This is a genomic window from Mesorhizobium sangaii, from assembly GCF_014207355.1.
GTDB lineage: Bacteria > Pseudomonadota > Alphaproteobacteria > Rhizobiales > Rhizobiaceae > Mesorhizobium > Mesorhizobium sangaii.
This window is the reverse complement of sequence record NZ_JACHEF010000005.1, coordinates 531,615-546,701: the sequence shown is the minus strand read 5'-3', so window position 1 is coordinate 546,701 and position 15,087 is coordinate 531,615. Positions and strand designations below refer to the sequence as shown.

The 15,087-nt window shown below is 64.0% G+C and carries 19 protein-coding genes; 11 read left to right on the top strand and 8 right to left on the bottom strand.

Translation table 11 applies throughout. The features are described from left to right. Positions 1-407: 407 nt before the first annotated feature. A complete protein-coding gene (locus HNQ71_RS25510; RefSeq protein ID WP_184875562.1) occupies positions 408-695 on the bottom strand; it encodes a hypothetical protein in 288 nt (95 codons plus the stop codon). Positions 696-1,288: 593 nt separating this feature from the next. Between HNQ71_RS25510 and HNQ71_RS25505 the strand changes: the two genes are divergently transcribed. The 3 genes from HNQ71_RS25505 (at position 1,289) to HNQ71_RS25495 (ending at position 2,214) form a co-directional block, all read left to right on the top strand. After that, positions 1,289-1,570, top strand: coding sequence for a hypothetical protein (locus HNQ71_RS25505; protein WP_246462044.1), 282 nt, complete (start codon positions 1,289-1,291; stop codon positions 1,568-1,570). Positions 1,571-1,735: 165 nt separating this feature from the next. Next, positions 1,736-1,894, top strand: a complete 159-nt coding sequence (locus tag HNQ71_RS25500) for a hypothetical protein (RefSeq protein ID WP_184875558.1) — start codon at positions 1,736-1,738, stop codon at positions 1,892-1,894. A 176-nt stretch (positions 1,895-2,070) separates the two neighbouring features. Then, positions 2,071-2,214, top strand: coding sequence for a hypothetical protein (locus tag HNQ71_RS25495; RefSeq protein WP_184875556.1), 144 nt, complete (start codon positions 2,071-2,073; stop codon positions 2,212-2,214). A gap of 208 nt (positions 2,215-2,422) precedes the next feature. On the opposite strand, the gene HNQ71_RS25490 is transcribed toward HNQ71_RS25495, so the two are convergent. Then, a complete protein-coding gene (locus HNQ71_RS25490; RefSeq protein WP_184875554.1) occupies positions 2,423-3,115 on the bottom strand; it encodes a DUF2270 domain-containing protein in 693 nt (230 codons plus the stop codon). 54 nt (positions 3,116-3,169) lie between these two features. Beyond that, positions 3,170-3,355 carry a hypothetical protein gene (locus HNQ71_RS25485; RefSeq protein ID WP_246462042.1) on the bottom strand — a complete coding sequence of 62 codons (186 nt, stop codon included), beginning with the start codon at positions 3,353-3,355 and terminating at the stop codon, positions 3,170-3,172. An 84-nt stretch (positions 3,356-3,439) separates the two neighbouring features. Between HNQ71_RS25485 and HNQ71_RS25480 the strand changes: the two genes are divergently transcribed. The 6 genes from HNQ71_RS25480 to HNQ71_RS25455 all read left to right on the top strand — a co-directional run bounded on the left by HNQ71_RS25480 (position 3,440) and on the right by HNQ71_RS25455 (position 6,833). Beyond that, positions 3,440-3,712 (top strand): hypothetical protein, encoded by a 273-nt coding sequence (locus tag HNQ71_RS25480; RefSeq protein ID WP_184875552.1) that lies wholly within the window; start codon positions 3,440-3,442, stop codon positions 3,710-3,712. Further along, positions 3,699-4,220 carry an Hsp20/alpha crystallin family protein gene (locus HNQ71_RS25475; RefSeq protein ID WP_184875550.1) on the top strand — a complete coding sequence of 174 codons (522 nt, stop codon included), beginning with the start codon at positions 3,699-3,701 and terminating at the stop codon, positions 4,218-4,220. The genes HNQ71_RS25480 and HNQ71_RS25475 overlap by 14 nt, the downstream gene beginning before the upstream one ends. A gap of 120 nt (positions 4,221-4,340) precedes the next feature. Further along, positions 4,341-5,072 carry a gamma-glutamylcyclotransferase gene (locus tag HNQ71_RS25470; protein WP_184875548.1) on the top strand — a complete coding sequence of 244 codons (732 nt, stop codon included), beginning with the start codon at positions 4,341-4,343 and terminating at the stop codon, positions 5,070-5,072. An 86-nt stretch (positions 5,073-5,158) separates the two neighbouring features. Next, on the top strand, positions 5,159-5,527 hold the full coding sequence (locus HNQ71_RS25465) for an ArsR/SmtB family transcription factor (protein ID WP_184875546.1): 369 nt from the start codon (positions 5,159-5,161) through the stop codon (positions 5,525-5,527). Beyond that, on the top strand, positions 5,524-6,057 hold the full coding sequence (locus HNQ71_RS25460) for an SRPBCC family protein (protein WP_184875544.1): 534 nt from the start codon (positions 5,524-5,526) through the stop codon (positions 6,055-6,057). The genes HNQ71_RS25465 and HNQ71_RS25460 overlap by 4 nt, the downstream gene beginning before the upstream one ends. 227 nt (positions 6,058-6,284) lie before the next feature. Continuing rightward, positions 6,285-6,833 (top strand): dihydrofolate reductase family protein, encoded by a 549-nt coding sequence (locus HNQ71_RS25455; RefSeq protein WP_184875618.1) that lies wholly within the window; start codon positions 6,285-6,287, stop codon positions 6,831-6,833. 35 nt (positions 6,834-6,868) lie between these two features. On the opposite strand, the gene HNQ71_RS25450 is transcribed toward HNQ71_RS25455, so the two are convergent. The 5 genes from HNQ71_RS25450 to HNQ71_RS25430 form a co-directional block, all read right to left on the bottom strand. Beyond that, on the bottom strand, positions 6,869-8,839 hold the full coding sequence (locus HNQ71_RS25450; RefSeq protein ID WP_184875542.1) for a glycoside hydrolase family 127 protein: 1,971 nt from the start codon (positions 8,837-8,839) through the stop codon (positions 6,869-6,871). A 22-nt stretch (positions 8,840-8,861) separates the two neighbouring features. Next, positions 8,862-9,719 (bottom strand): carbohydrate ABC transporter permease, encoded by an 858-nt coding sequence (locus tag HNQ71_RS25445; RefSeq protein ID WP_184875540.1) that lies wholly within the window; start codon positions 9,717-9,719, stop codon positions 8,862-8,864. Then, entirely contained in the window at positions 9,719-10,648 is a 930-nt protein-coding gene (locus HNQ71_RS25440; protein ID WP_095091134.1) for a carbohydrate ABC transporter permease, read from the bottom strand. The genes HNQ71_RS25445 and HNQ71_RS25440 overlap by 1 nt, the downstream gene beginning before the upstream one ends. 193 nt (positions 10,649-10,841) lie before the next feature. Beyond that, complete coding sequence (locus tag HNQ71_RS25435) at positions 10,842-12,089, bottom strand: ABC transporter substrate-binding protein (protein ID WP_184875538.1); 1,248 nt, start codon at positions 12,087-12,089, stop codon at positions 10,842-10,844. Positions 12,090-12,153: 64 nt separating this feature from the next. Beyond that, on the bottom strand, positions 12,154-13,191 hold the full coding sequence (locus tag HNQ71_RS25430) for a LacI family DNA-binding transcriptional regulator (RefSeq protein ID WP_184875536.1): 1,038 nt from the start codon (positions 13,189-13,191) through the stop codon (positions 12,154-12,156). Positions 13,192-13,638: 447 nt separating this feature from the next. On the opposite strand from HNQ71_RS25430, the gene HNQ71_RS25425 reads away from it, so the two are divergent. Then, a complete protein-coding gene (locus HNQ71_RS25425) occupies positions 13,639-14,715 on the top strand; it encodes a sensor domain-containing diguanylate cyclase (RefSeq protein WP_184875534.1) in 1,077 nt (358 codons plus the stop codon). Positions 14,716-14,877: 162 nt separating this feature from the next. Next, positions 14,878-15,084, top strand: coding sequence for a hypothetical protein (locus HNQ71_RS25420; RefSeq protein ID WP_184875532.1), 207 nt, complete (start codon positions 14,878-14,880; stop codon positions 15,082-15,084). Positions 15,085-15,087 lie beyond the last annotated feature (3 nt).

Below are 15,087 nucleotides of genomic sequence, written 5' to 3'. Positions count from 1 at the left end.
ATCTGCATGGCGGATGGCTCCTTTGCTCGGGTTGCCTGACAGCAAACCCACTTTGGCACCGAGATGCCGGGAGCGGGAGCCATCCACCTCATCTGCTTTCGGGATGATGGGGCTAGAAAGCCGACCTTTTCATCCAGGGTAGTGCCGACCGCTTTGCACCAGAAGCTGACATCTGAAGAACGCCGTCCATGAGATTAGCGAAGCATCGACAACGATGGAGACCGCGAAATCGACGACGAAGATGGAGGCTGAGCAGTCAGCGACATTGGCAGAGGGCAGCTTCGGCCGTCCCTTCCCGACGTTTGATGGCAAACGGATGACCTTCAGGGCGCTCACCACGGCGGCGACGAGCCCGACCCCATACCGCAGGCGATCGACGCGACGGGCGAAAAGGGCCGTACCTGAACCTATGTTCCCTTCACGATTCTCGGTTTGGTCGGTCGGTGGGTTTGAGCGGCGCTCTCGAGGGCCAAGGCCAACCGCTTCTCGTCTTCGATGGCGCGATCGACTGCCTCAATTTCCGCTTGGAGCGCCATCAGATCGGCTCCGTAGCTGGAGCCGTCACTGTCCCCGATCTGAAAGCCACTTGCCTGCATTGCGTCGCGAGTATGGTGCACATTACGGACTCCTTCGCGTCGAGTCGCGACCAGGATTTCCCTGAACTCTTCAAGACGTTCAACGTGATTGCGAGCCATTGCGTTCTCCTATTTCGTCGTCATCGTCGCCAACGGCGATTCAGAACGGCTAAAACTTACAGCGCAGAAGGTTTGAATGACTATCAGAGAGACTCTCGACAAAGCATGAGCGCGGAAGCTCAAATTTGAACGTCTTGCAACAGCGTGGAGCGCGGCAGGCGGAAATTGGCTTGGGACCCGACCGATCACAGACCAGGTGCTGGACTCTTCGGCCGAGCGCGTCGCGACTCGGCGCACTTGCTGGTTCCATCCAACTGCCAATTCTAAATCGCGAGGTCCGTTTCTGAGCGCACGGCGACGCTGGTCTCGATATCCGAAAAGAGGCGCAGGCGGACCTGCCCGATGTTTCGTGCGCGAACGCCTGAGATGCGAGCGCCGCCATTAACCATCGATTAACTATCCGGTCGCCTTTAATTCAATTTTGCAGCATACTGATTTGGGTAGCGAGGCTACTCAAGGAGACTGGAACAAGAGGGGTAATTCTCCTTTTCGCGCACACCTGCCTTTCGCGACAGTCGAAATTGAAAAGGAACGACGGAACACCGTCGTCTCATAGGGAGGCGCCAGCATCATGTTTGATGAGGAGCGCCAGAATGAACATCGAAGATGCAGTTACGGCAGTGACATCGGAAGCGAGCGCGCTCACGTCTTGCCTCGGCCAGCCCGTTGTCGCCTACCACGTCACGGAAATCATGAGAGAGGCAGACCTGGCACACGCCCGCGAGATGCAACTCGCGCTGCTGCGACGTAGCATCGAAGCTCTTGTCGATGACGGCCTGGAAGGCATCGCCGCCGAACATTTTGCATCCCAGTTCGACGGCCGCATCGGCTTGACCTGGAGACTCCTGCACGCATCCGACGGCGTGGCGCATTGATCAAGGCCAGAGCGGCCTTGGTCAAGCTCTGGCAAGGTCAGCTTCGAGGGGCAATGCGGTGATCCGCGATGATCGACTTTTGACCTCATTGCGGGCGCGGTGACTAGGCGCGATGATCTCGACCTCGCCAAGGCGGCGTTCACGGTCTTAAGGGGGAGAACGTGGATGGCTGATTTCAACATCGGCTTCGACGGCCGATATGCGGAGCGGCGGAATTCGGGCGCCGTGGGCTTCGCCTGGATCAGGTCGGCTGCTGCTGGCCTCGTCGAGCTTGTGCACCTCGCCGATTTGCCATCTGCATCAGGCCGGAGACGATGTGGGTGAGGCTGTCGTCATTGCCGGGCAAGCGGAGGCCGTCCCGGCGGCACCGATGTGCCCGCTGCCGGCAAGATCGGCGGCAGGAATGGTCGGCTATTTGATCTAATTTCTTTGCAAGCCGTTAATGCGGCCATGCTGTTAATCAGCGCTTGCTAATGAATCATTCAAACCTGAGGCAAGCAATGACCAAGAATCTCGGCAATGCACGCCACACGCCGGCGAAGGCCCAGCAGGTTTCCCTTCTTGGCAAGGTCGCGCCGACGCTGTTTCCGCTGGTCGCGGCGGCGCTGGGCTACATGATCGGCAGGCAGTTCTTCGGCATGTAGCGGGCTTGCCGCTGCGCGGCTAGGCCCAAACTGGGCCCCGATCTCGCCCGCCATCTCTGCCCGGGCCTCGGGTGCGGCTGGCCAAAAGCACGACCGGCCGCGTCACGTCATTGCAAATCGACAGGTCATGGATTCCCTCGAACGCGTCAGCGGACTGACCACAACAACGCTCGGGCCGCCATGTGTTGCAGCCGCCTGTCGCCAGACGTCAGACGTGGACGTCGCCGAAGGAAAGTTCGCCGTCGTCGCCGGCCGCGAAAAAGACGATAGCGAGCAGCCAGGCATAGAATGCCGTCACGACGACCACGATCACCACACCGGGAATGGGGCCAAGGGCGGCGTTTTCGACGGCCTCACGAAGCGAACCGACAAACCCGGTCTTGAGGCCCACGGTCTGAAGGCTGGGGGTCGATATCTTGACCACCCAGGCCAACAGCAGGATCAGGAACAGGTAGATGTAGTTTCGCCGCAGGCGGCGCGCCAGCGCAGCGCGCTGCGACAGCAGGAACTTCGGCGCGCGCAGGCCTTCGCCGACGATGAGCAGCCAATCAGAGGCAAAGTCGGGCTGCGGGGAAAAGATCTGCGCGAAATAGTGGCGCTCGAACTGTCGCACGCGAGCCCGGTAGAAGTCGAAGAACCGATAGCGACGCGCCTCGATCCACAGCAAAAGCATGATCAGCAGCATGGCGAATAGCAGCACGCCGTGATGCGCGCTGGCCGTTGACAGCGATACCGAAAGCAGCGCCGCCACCACCGTGATCGCCCAGTTCGTCGTCCGGTCGAGCCGGTCGCGCCATCCCGCCATGCGGGCGATCTCGGCTCTGTGAAAATGCGACAGCGTATTCGCGCGCTCCGTCGATGAAAGGACGAGGCCCGCGGGTTTTGCCGACGCATCGTTCATGACATCCTCCGGCAAGGACTAGAACACTTTGCCGGCAACATTGTTCCCAGGCGCTCACTCGGATCCGCCGATCCAGTCGACCAGAAGGGCAACGAGGCCGAAGGCAGCGCCGGCCGTGCATACCGCCTGCCATCCGCCCCAGGTCCAGGCGATGCCGGCCGCCATCGAGCCGATGGCGTCGCCAATGAAGAAGACGCCGACACGAGGCGTTGGGCGCGCCTGCCAACGATCACATTGCATTACCAGGTCTTGACGTCGCAGCCGCCAACCCCAGATCGACCGTGCCGGCGCCGGATAGGGCCGGTTCAGACGCGGCGCCGGTTGATGGGCGCCGCACTGGTCGATGGCCTTGCAACCATCGAACTCGGGCATCATGTGCCGGAGGCGTTGACGCTGCGCGAGACCGCGACCGGGCGAGGGCGTTCTCTAAGGTGGAGCGGATCGGACCAGGAGCAGAAGCGAAAACAGAAAGCACAAATGGGGCCGTCAGCGATGCCGGCGTCAGACAGCGCATTGTCCCCGGAGCATGGCAGCCAGAGCAATAAAACGAGCCAGAAACAGGATCAAGAAAGGAGCAAGTGCAATGACCATTCGTGATCTCATTCCATGGAGCCGCGACACAAACCAGGCTCCGCCCCTCTTTCGCGAAGGCGACCGGGACCCGTTCATGGGCCTGCATCGCGAGATGAGCCGCCTGGTCGACGACATGTTCCGCGGCTTCGACTCGCGACTTCCGTCCCTGGGCAGGTTCTCTTCGGCCGGCACGGGCTGGCCCAGCGTGGAGATCTCCGAAACGGACAAGGAGATCCGCGTGACGGCCGAGATACCGGGCATGGAAGAGAAGGACATCGAGGTGTTGCTCGATGATGGTGTCCTGACGTTGCGCGGCGAAAAACACGCCGAAGCCGAGGACAGGGAACGTCAGTTCTCCGAGCGGTTCTACGGTCGCTTCGAACGTCGCATCCCGCTCGGTTTCGAAGTCGTAGAAGATAAGGTCGCGGCCGATTTCCGCAACGGTGTGCTGTCCGTCACCTTACCGAAGTCAGAGAAGGCGCAGAGCAAGGCAAAGCGCATCCCAATTGGCGGCAAGAGCACCAAGCACTAGAACAGACCGGCCGGGCGGGCGTCTCGCGCACGCCCGGCATCGAGCGGCGGATTTCGCGCCGGTCGCCCTTGAGAATCCCCCAACCTTCGGCAACATTGCGGCGAGGCAGGGAGCGCAAGGATGAACAAGGCCATTTCCTCTGCATCGCCATGCAGGCCGGAGCCGCGCAAGACGCCGATGGCACTGACCGAGGCGCTCGTTGCCCGCACCATGCGCGCGGTCGAGGATGCCGGGCCGACGCCGGGCATGGTCTATATGACTGATGCCGACTATGCGCGCATCCGCGATGAGGTGCTGGCCGGCGCGCCGCCTGGACCCGTTAGACTATTCGCCTATGGCTCGCTGCTGTGGAAGCCGGCCGGCGAGGTGACGGGTGGCGAGCGGGCGGTGGCGACCGGCTGGCATCGTTCGTTCTGTTTTACGGTCAAGCGCTTCCGGGGCACGGTCGAGCAGCCAGGCCTGATGATGGCGCTCGACCGCGGCGGCCAGTGCCAGGGCATGGTGTTCGAGATCGCCGAGCCGGTGGCGGCCAACCTGGAAGCGCTGCTGCGCCGCGAGATGACCGTCCTGCCGGCTGTCAACGTGCCGCGCTGGCTGCAGGTCAGGACAGAAGGCGGCATGAACCGCGCGCTCGGCTTCGTCGTCGACCCCGCCAATCCGCGCTATGCCGGCAAACTCGACAAACAGGCGATCGCGGCGACGCTGGCCAGGGCCGTCGGCCACTGGGGTTCGGGTGCGGAATATCTGTTCGAGACCATCCGCCACCTCGACGCCTGCGGCATTCGCGACCGCAATCTGTGGCAGTTGCAGGAACTGGTGGCCGAAGAGATCGGTCGCACCGACGCAGGCTGAAGCGCAAACCCCAGTCATTTCAGCGCCGCAAATAATATTCAACCAAACGGTTGACAATCAAAAGCCGCAGGCGCATATTCAACCACATGGTTGAATTACTCACATACGAGATGGATCAGGTCTTTCACGCCCTTGGCGACGCGACGCGCCGGCAGATGCTGCGCGAACTCGCCGGCGGCGGGCGCACGGTGAGCCAACTGGCCGAACCGTTCGCGATGTCGCTGGCGGCTGCTTCCAAGCACATCAAGGTGCTGGAAAATGCCGGGTTGATCCGTCGCGAAGTGCTCGGCCGCACGCATATCTGCCACCTCGAGGCTGGCCCGCTGGCCAGCGTGCATGAGTGGCTTGGAGCCTACTCGCGCTTCTGGACGGGGCGGCTCGACATATTGGAACGATTGCTGCGCGAAGACGACGCGCGCAAATCGTCGACGCAGAAGAAGGGAGACCAGACATGACCGACCGACATGCCGAGAATGGCTATGGTGTGCTGACCGAACCGGCAACCTTGACGATCGAACGGCTCCTGCCCGGCCCCGCCGAGCGTATCTGGGGCTACATCACCGACTCAGACCTGCGCCGCCAGTGGCTGGCGGCCGGCCCGATGGGAAGCGAGGCAGGCTCGCCCTTCGAACTCACCTGGCGCAATGACGAGCTGACCGATCCGGCCGGTGAGCGCCCGCCAGGATTTCCAACCGTACACTCCATGCCGGGTGAGATCATCGAGATCGATCCGCCACACCGACTCGTCATCACCTGGGGCAGCACCGGCGGCGTCACCTTCGACCTGGCTCCGCAGGGCAAGGATGTGCTGCTCACCATCGTCCATCGTCGCCTCGGTGACCGCTCGCTGATGCTCAACATCGCCCCCGGCTGGCACATGCATCTCGACATTCTCGCCGCGAGGCTGCGCGGCGAGCAGCCGGAGCCGTTCTGGGACGGCTGGACGAGGTTGAGGCTGGACTACGACCGGCGCCTGCCGGCCTGAGCAGGAGAGACGCGAAACCCGTGGAAAGGAGACCATAGCGCCGGACACTTTGAGACTTGCATGACCGTTGACTGACAAGCGGGCGATCGCCCGCATGACGACCGCTGCCCTGCAGCGGCATTTCCGAACATTTCCCGAAATCTTGAACCGCCGGCCCGCGGGCCGCACAACCGCGCCTTTGTGCGCCAAGGAGAATGCCATGCGTAAATTGATCGCCGCCATGAAAGATTTCCGTCGACGGCAAGGCAGAGGGGCCGACCGGCATCGCGGACTGGGTGCATGCCTGGTCGGAGGACTATGGGCTGATGGAACAGGTCGATGCCTGCGTGCTCGGCGGCCGCATGTATCCGGGCTACGAGCAGTACTGGACCGCGATCCAGAACGCGCCCGACGAGCCGCTGCCTATGACCGGCAAGCCCGCCGCGCGAGAGGAACTGCCCTGGGCACGCTTTGCTGCCAAGACGCCGCATTATGTGCTGTCGAACACGCTGAATTCAGCCAACTGGCCGATGACGCGTTTTCTCAGGACCAACGACGATGTCGCGGCACTGAAGCGCCAGCCCGGCAAGGACATTTATTTGATGGGCGGGTCGACCATTGTCGACAGTCTTACCGAGGCCGGGCTGGTCGATGAACTGCGCCTCGTCCTCTATCCGCTGATTGCCGGCGAGGGCAAGGTGCTGTTTTCGACGACGGCTCAGCGGCGCGACCTGGAACTGACCAAGGTCGAGCAATTGCCGGGCGGGCGGCTGAGCCTGGTCTACAAGATCGGCTGAGCGCTCAGAGCCTGTTGGAAACTCCACAGGCTGTCTCACCCGTCCCTGAGCCACACCAGCATTTCGCCGGGCTCGCGATTGTCCCAGGCGAAATAGGGAATGGCGGTCAGGCGCGTCTTGGTGGTGGCCGGCGGCGCGGGCCGGTAGAGCCCGTTTTGCCAGCCGTCGCCGGCATCGGCTTGTGCGGTGGCTGAAAGCGTCACCACGCCGCCGAGAAGCTCCGGCCGCTGCTGCGCCTCGACGCTCGCCGTCCTCGGCAGTGTCAGGCGATGCAGCTGGCTTTCATTGTCGGTCGCCTCGACGCAGTAGATCAGCGGACCGCGCGACAGCGCGACACGGCCGGCATCCTGCCGCACCTGGGGGTTGGCATAGAGCCGCTCGATCGGCATTTCGAGATCGAGCAGGACGCGATCGCCCATTTTCCATGTCCGCCGGATCGCGGCGTAGCCGTCGCTGGTGACATCCGCCAGGCCGACGGGCTCGCCGTTCACAGTCAACGCGGCGCCGGTGCTCCAGGCCGGGATGCGCAGATGGAGGGTGAATTCCACCGGCGCCTGCGGCTCGAGCGTGATCTCGACGGCGCCGTCCCAGGGATAGCGGCTCGCCTGCGTCAGACTCACCGGGATGCCCGATATGTCGAAGCGGGCGGTCGAGTCGCCATAGAGATGCACGGCCAAAGCATCGTCGGCCAGGCTGTAGAAATAACTGCCGATCGAGGCGACCATGCGCCCGATATTGGGTGGGCAGCAGGGGCAGCGGTGCCATTTCCAGCGGTTGTGGGCCCCCCGGCTTTCGAGCGGGTTCTCGTAGAAGAACAGCGAGCCGTCGAGCGACAGGCCCGAGATCGAGCCATTGTAGAGGGCGCGCTCCATCATGTCGGCGTAGCGGGCGTTCGGCCCCATGCCGAGCATCCGGCTGGCCCAGAACACCAGCCCGACGGCAGCACAGGTCTCGGCATAGGCGCTCTCGTTGGGCAGGTCGTAATCGCTGGTGAAGCCCTCATTGTCCGCCGAAGGGCCGAGCCCGCCGGTGATGTAGAGGCTCTTGGTGTTGAGATCGTCCCACAGCCGGTCGAGTGCCGTCCGCAGCGTATCGTCACCATATTCGGTGGCGATGTCGGCCATGCCCGAATAGAGGTACATGGCCCGGACCGCATGGCCGACGACCTTGTCCTGCTCGCGCACCGGAATGTGCGACTGGTTGTACTCATAGGTCTTGAAATGGAAATCCTTCGGATCGGCACCGCGGGCACGCGCCTCTTCGTCGAAGTAGTGCGGTTGCTGGCCGCGCTGGTCGATGAAGTGTTTCGCCAGCTCCATGTATTTCTGCTCGCCGGTCACCCGCGCGAGCTTGACCAGCGCCAGCTCAATCTCCTCGTGGCCGCAATAGCCATGCTTCTGGCCGGGTCGCGGTCCGAGCATCGTGGCGATATGGTCGGCGAAGCGACACATCACATCGAGCAGTTTGCGTTTTCCGGTGGCCTGGTAGTAGGCGACCGCGCCTTCGATCAGGTGGCCGGCGCAATAGAGCTCGTGGCAGTCGCGCAAATTGGTCCAGCGCAGGCCGGGCTGGATGCGCTGATACCAGCTCGAGAGGTAGCCGTCCGGCTGCTGCAGCTTCTCATACATGTCGATGACGGCATCGATCTTCTTCTCCAGTTCGGGGTTCTTGCGGCGGTAGAGTGAATAGGCCGCAGTCTCGATGGTCTTGCCCCAGTCGGAATCCCAAAACATCTGCGTCGTCACCGTGCTGGCGGTGAAGCCGTCGCTGACATGGAAGGGGATGACGACGCCCGGCGAGGGCCGGTCCGGGTCGATCTGCTCCAGCATGCGGGCCTCGACACAGCGGTCGTAGAGGATGCCGGCGGTGGCACTGGCGACGGCGTCGGCGCGGTCGCCCCAGAAGCCGCGCACGTCGACCTGCGGCACCAGCAGCGGGCGGAAGGCGAGTTTGGGCTTGTCCGTCTTGTCCGCCCGGGCGGTTTGGGTGGATGGCGATGCGGTCATGAACTTACTCCGTTCGGTCGAATTACTTGACAGCCCCGGCCATCAGGCCGCGGATATAGAAGCGCTGCAGAACCAGGAACAGGATGAGGCACGGCACCATCATCACGGTGACGCCCGCCTGCACCGCACCCCAGTCGATGGCGCCGAAGCGGCCTGACTGTAGTGCCGTCATCATCACCGGCAGCGTGAATTTGGACTGGTCGGTCATCAGCACCAGCGCGGCGAGGAATTCGTTCCAGGCGCCGAGAAAGGCAAACAGCGCGATGGTGACGACACCCGGCCAGACCAGCGGCAGCATCACCTTTATAAGCATGGTGATGTTGCCGGCGCCGTCCATGCGGGCGGCTTCCTCGATCTCGCGCGGCACCGCGTCAAAGGCGTTACGCATCATGAAGATCGAGAACGGCAGTTGCAGCGTCACATAGACGCCGACCAGGCCCGTCAGCGTGTTGTGCAGGCCAAGCTTGGTCAGCACCAGGAAGATCGGCGTCAGGATCGACTGGAACGGGATCATGATCGTCGACAGGATGAGGATGAAGAATAGATCCTTGAACGGGAACCGGAACCGGGAAAAGCCGTAGCCGGCCAGCACGCTGACGGCGACCGACAGCACGACGGTCATCGCCGAAACGTAGATGCTGTTCTGCGCCGAGACCCAGAGCCCGTCGCCGAAGCTGTTGAGGGTGGCATAATTCTCCAGCGAGATGCCAGACGTCGGCCAGGGCGGCAGCGGCGGCAGGCGCGCTTCCTGCGCCGGCTTGAAGGCCGACAGCACCGCCCACACGATCGGCGCCGCAAACAGCACCGAGGCGATGATGCCGGTCGAATGCTCGGCGATGCGGGCGGCGAGCCTGCGGTTGCGGGAGGTGGCCTGCGCCATCAGTCGAGACCCTCCGGCTTGCGCAGCAGCCACAGCTGGACGAGGCTGAGTGCCACCAGGATCACCAGCAGCACCATGGAGAGTGCGGCGCCATAGCCGAGCTTGAACGACACGAAGGACTGGTTGAAGATCCAGTAGACTGCCGTCAGCGTCTGGTTGCGCGGGCCGCCGCGCAGGATGATGTAGAACTGGTCGAAGGCGAGGATCGAGCCGGCGACCGACAGGATCAGCGCCAGCGCCAGCGTGCGGCGCATCAGCGGCAGCGTGATGGCCCTGAACCGGGCGAACGGCCCGGCGCCGTCGATGACCGCCGCCTCCTGCAGGTCCTGCGGGATCGATTGCAGGCCGGCCATCAGGATGATCATGGTGAAGCCGGCGACCTTCCAGACGACCATGGCGATGATCGACCAGAAGGCAGGCTGGAAAGTGGCCAGCAGGTTGAACTTTCTGTCGATCAGGCCGAGGTCGTAGGCGGCCGGGCTGAACAGGCCGGAATCGACGTTCAGCAGCCATGACCAGAGCAGGCTGGCCGAAGCAAAGCCGACAACCGCCGGCATGAAGAACATGGTCCGGTAGAGATTGGTCAGCGGCCGCGGCCGTTCGACGAACAGCGCCAGCGGAAACGCCACCGCGAAGATCGCGATGGTGACGACCAGTGTGTACCAGCCGGTGAAGCGCAGCGCGTTCCAGAACCTGGTGTCGTGCAGGATGGCGACATAGTTGCCGAGGCCGATATAGCTGCGCTCGCCCATCAAGGGCCAGTTGTGCAGCGACATCCACGCCGTCATGCCGAGCGGGATCAGGAAGAAGACGACGACCAGCGCGACGGCCGGCGCGACATAGAGCAGGCCGATCCACTGCCGGCGGCCGGCGCCGGTGAGCTTTCGGGCGCGTGGTGGGGCAGGGGTTGCTGCTGTGATGGAGGTCATGGCTGTTCTTCCGTTGCATGCGGCGCGCCGCCCTACCTCCCCCTTGTGGGGAGGTCGGACCGCAGGTCCGGGTGGGGGGGCTGGCGCTGACCCCCACCCCGCTGCTTCGCAGCGACCCTCCCCACAAGGGGGAGGGTGAGGAGCGCGCCGGCCACCCGCCCAGGGAGACAGGCGGGCGGCCGGCAGGCGTCCGCTACTTCTGCGGCGCCTGGTCGATGATCGACTGCATGGTCTCCTGGGCATTCGCGATGGCGCCGTCGACATCGTCGCCGAAGAAGACCTCGTTGATCATCTGCGTCCACGGACCGTTGGCGGAGTTGATCAAATCGTTGAACACCACTGAATAGGGGGTGCGGCCCTTGGCCATGGCCTCGGCGGCAATCTGGTAACGCGGATCGAGATCCTTCAGCGCTTCCTTGGCGATGTCGCCGCGCACCGGCAGGCTGCCGTACTTGGCCAGGATGGTCTGGCCCTCGAGCGAATAGGCGAAATCGAGGAACTCCTTCACCACGGCGAGTTTCGTGGTGCCCTTGGTGACGACGAAATTGTCGCCGCCAGCAAAAGACGACCAGCCGCTGTCCTTGCCCGGCAGGAAGGTGACGCCATAGTCGACATCGGGATACTGGGTGTTGAGCGCGCCGATGGCGAAGGCGCCGGATGGCGAGATGCCGATATTGCCGGCGGCGAAGGCAGCAAAGAAGTTGGCGCCGGTGTCGGTCTGCGCGCCTGCCGGCACCAGGTCCTTCTTGACCATCGAGCGGTAGAGATCGATGGCGCCGCGCAGTTGCGGGCTGTCGAGCGTCGCCTTCGAGCCATCCTCGCTGAGGATGTCACCGCCCGACGCCCAGATCAGCGGCGTGAAGGTGAAGATGTTGCAGCCGCCGCAATTGCCGGAGAAGTAGAAGCCTTTGACGTTGCCGCCGAGGGCGTTGACCTTCTCGGCATCGGCGGCGATCTCGGCCCAGTTGGTCGGGCCCTTTTCGGGGTCGAGGCCGGCCTGCTTGAACAGCTTCTTGTTCCAGATCAGCACCGAGGCGTCGGCCGAGAACGGCAGGCCGTAGATGTGGTCTTTGTAGGTGCCGGTCTTCACATGCGCCGGCGACAGGCTGGAGAAATAGGGCAGCGACTTCGCCCAGTCGGTGATGTCCTCAAGCTGGCCGGCGGCGGCGAAGGACGGCGTGTAGATCAGGTCGAGCGACAGCGCGTCGGGTGCGGTGCCGCCGGCGGCCGCGGCACCATATTTCGGGATGATCTCGGCATTGGGGATGATGTCCAGCTTGATCTGGTTGGTGTGCGCCTTGTTGTAGGCATCGACGATCCTCGGCATGAAATTCGAGCCGTCGGCGCGCACCCAGATGTTGGCCGTCTCGGCGGCTGCGGCACTGATGCCGCCACCCAGAACGGCAGCGGCCAGGGCCAGTTTGGCAATCAGGTTCCTCATCTTCGTCCTCCTCCAGGGTTCGCCGCGGTCCGCGGCTTGGCGCCGATCGCGCGGCGCGTGGTTTTCAGCCATCCAGCGGATGGCCGCATGACTGCCGCACCACCAGCCGGCACGGCAGTTTTCGAATGCCCGGCGCGGCGGGCTGGCCGCCGACCAGCGACAGCAGGGTCAGCCCTGCCTCGCGCCCGAGGGCGACCAGGTTCATGTCGACGGAGGTCAGTGGCGGGCGCGTCGCCTCGGCCACGATCTCCCAATTATCGAAACCGATGACGCCGACATCGTTGGGAACGTTGAGGCCGCGCTCGCGCAAGGCATCGATGACGCCGCGTGCGATCTGGTCGTTGCCGCAAAAGACGGCGTCCGGCCTTTCATTCCTGCTGTCGAACAGCTGCGCCACCGCCTCGTGACCCCAGGCTTCCGACCAGGAGCCGAGCAGCGGCTCGGTGACCGGCAAGCCGTTTTCGGCCAGCACGTCGCGATAGGCCTGCGCCCGCGCATGCACCACAGCAAAGCTCGCTGGCCCGGTGACATGGGCGATGCGCCGGCGGCCCAGCCGGCACAGATGCTCGACCGCCAGCCGCGCGCCGCCGGCATCGTCCGAGACGAAGGCGATGGCGTCGGGATCGGGCTGGGTGAAGGCATAGATCACCGGAACGCGCAGATTGCTGAGGTCGACCGGCAGATGGCGGTCGATGCGCTTGCCGGTGGCGATGATGCCGTCGACGCGCTTGTCGAGCATGGCGTCGACATGCATCTGGCCGAGGCGCGGATCCTCCTCGACATTGCACAGGAACACCGAGACGCCATTGTCGACCAGCGCGTCCGAAATGCCCGACATCAACGGCAGCGAGAAGCGGCCATAGGTGTCGTTGGTGAGCAGGCCGACAGTGAAGCTGCGCCGCCTGAGCAGGCTCTGCGCCAGGCTGTTGGGCCGGAAGCCGAGACGCCGGGCCGTCTCGCGAATGCGCTCGCGCGTCTCTGCGGTCATGCGCCCCTGATCGTTGAGAGCCTTGGAGGCGGTGGCGACACTGACGCCGGCCTGCGCCGCCACGTCACGCAAGGTGACTGGCTTGGAAAATACCGGGACAGGCTCCGATGCCATCGCGCCAAAAATCCTTTGTTGGGAAAAGGTTTTCCCTTGCTGGCCGAAGTCAAGCCCGGCACACGGCCAAGCCCGATCGGAGATGTTTGGAAAAACCTTTTCTCAACTCAAGGCTAAGCCAGATTGGATAGTCGTTCAAGGGGGAAAGTGGTGAGGAGCTCCGTCGGTGGAAGAGAAAGGTCTGAGGTAGCAAGGCTTGGGTTCCTCGCCCCCGCAAAGCGGGGGAGAGGTGGCCGCGAAGCGGCCGGAGAGGGGGCTTTCGTAAGGCGCGACCTATCCCAGGAAATACATTTCAGGACGGGTCTGCGCCATTCCCCCTCTCCGTCTCGGCTTCGCCGAGCCACCTCTCCCCCACTCCCGTGGGGGCGAGGAATCTACCGATTGTCAGCGAAGTGTTAATCGCTTGCGCCCCATGGTGGTCGCCCGCCAGGACAGCAGAGCTCCGCCATGCCCGATACGCCCTACACCCCGAAAGGCCCGGCGCGGACCGATGTCTCGCAGCCCGGCAAGGGGGCAAGGCGCGACAGCCGCTCCGACGAGCGCCGCCGCGAAGCCGCGGCCATTGCCCGGCTCAAGGCGGAACTCGCGGCGCAGGCCGAAGTGATCGGCAGGCAAGAGCGTTCGCTGGCCCACAGCCGCAAGATCTTCGACCGCGCCTCGGCAGCAGCACGCCTCGGCGTCTGGGAATGCAGCCTGCCCGACGAGCGGCTTACCTGGACCGACGTGGTCTATGACCTGTTCGACCTGCCGCGCGGCTCAGTGCTCGATCGCTCGGAGATCATCAAGTGCTATCCGGCGGAGTCGCGAAAGGCGCTGGACAGCTTGCGCGGCCGGGCGATTGCCGAGCGCAACGGCTTCACTCTCGATGCCGAGATCACCACCTTTGCCGGCCGCAGCCGCTGGATCCGCATCACTGCGACGGTCGAGTGCGAGGACGGCGTTCCGGTGCGCATCTTCGGCATGAAGCAGGATATCACCGATGAGAAGATCCTGTCGGACCGGATGCGCTATCTGGCCGAATATGACGTCATGACGGGGCTGGCCAATCGCGGCCGGTTCCAGGCGCGGCTTGCGCATACGGACGAGGGCCGCCCGCTCGGCGCATTGCTCCTAGTCGACCTCGACGGCTTCAAGGCCGTCAACGACACGTTCGGCCATGTCGTCGGCGACGAATGCTTGAAGGCGGCGGCTGAGCGCCTCGCCGGCAGCTGCGGCGAGGCGGATCTGGTGGCGCGCGTCGGCGGCGACGAATTCGCGGTCCTGCTCGGCCCGCATCTCGACCGCGGCGCGGTCTCCGGCCTGGCGCGCGGCATCATCGAGGCGATGGGCAAGCCGGTCGTCGCCTGCGGCCAATCGCTCAAGCTCGGCGCCTCGGTCGGCATTGCCTTTGCTAAGGCTGGCGCACCGTGCGACCTGTTCATGCAGGCCGACACCGCGCTCTATGCCGCCAAGGCGGCAGGGCGCAACACGTTCCGTTTCTTCAAGCCCGACGCCGCCGCGAAAGGCCGCAGCGCCGCGGCTTGAGGGCCGCAGCGTTTGTATGGCCAAGCCGACGCGACCCGCGCATCTTTCACCATCGCCGCCCCCTATCCGCATTTGGCATGCAGGGCGATCGAGAAAACAGTGCTATGCAAGGCAAGCGAGCATCCTTGCTCCGGCTCTTCCCCGACATTCGAGGTCATTTTCGTGCGTGAACCGTCGCTGCTGCCTGTGTTTGGAAAACTTGGCGTCAAGGCGCCTGTCGCCACCGTCGTGGCGCCGGCTTCGTCGGCAGGTGTCGCGTTGCGGCTGCGGGAGTTTCTGGCCGCGCATGGCGGCATGGTGCTGAAACTGTCGGTCATCGCCTGGACAGTGCTGATCCTGGCCGCGGTGTTTTTCATGATACAGGGCTGACCG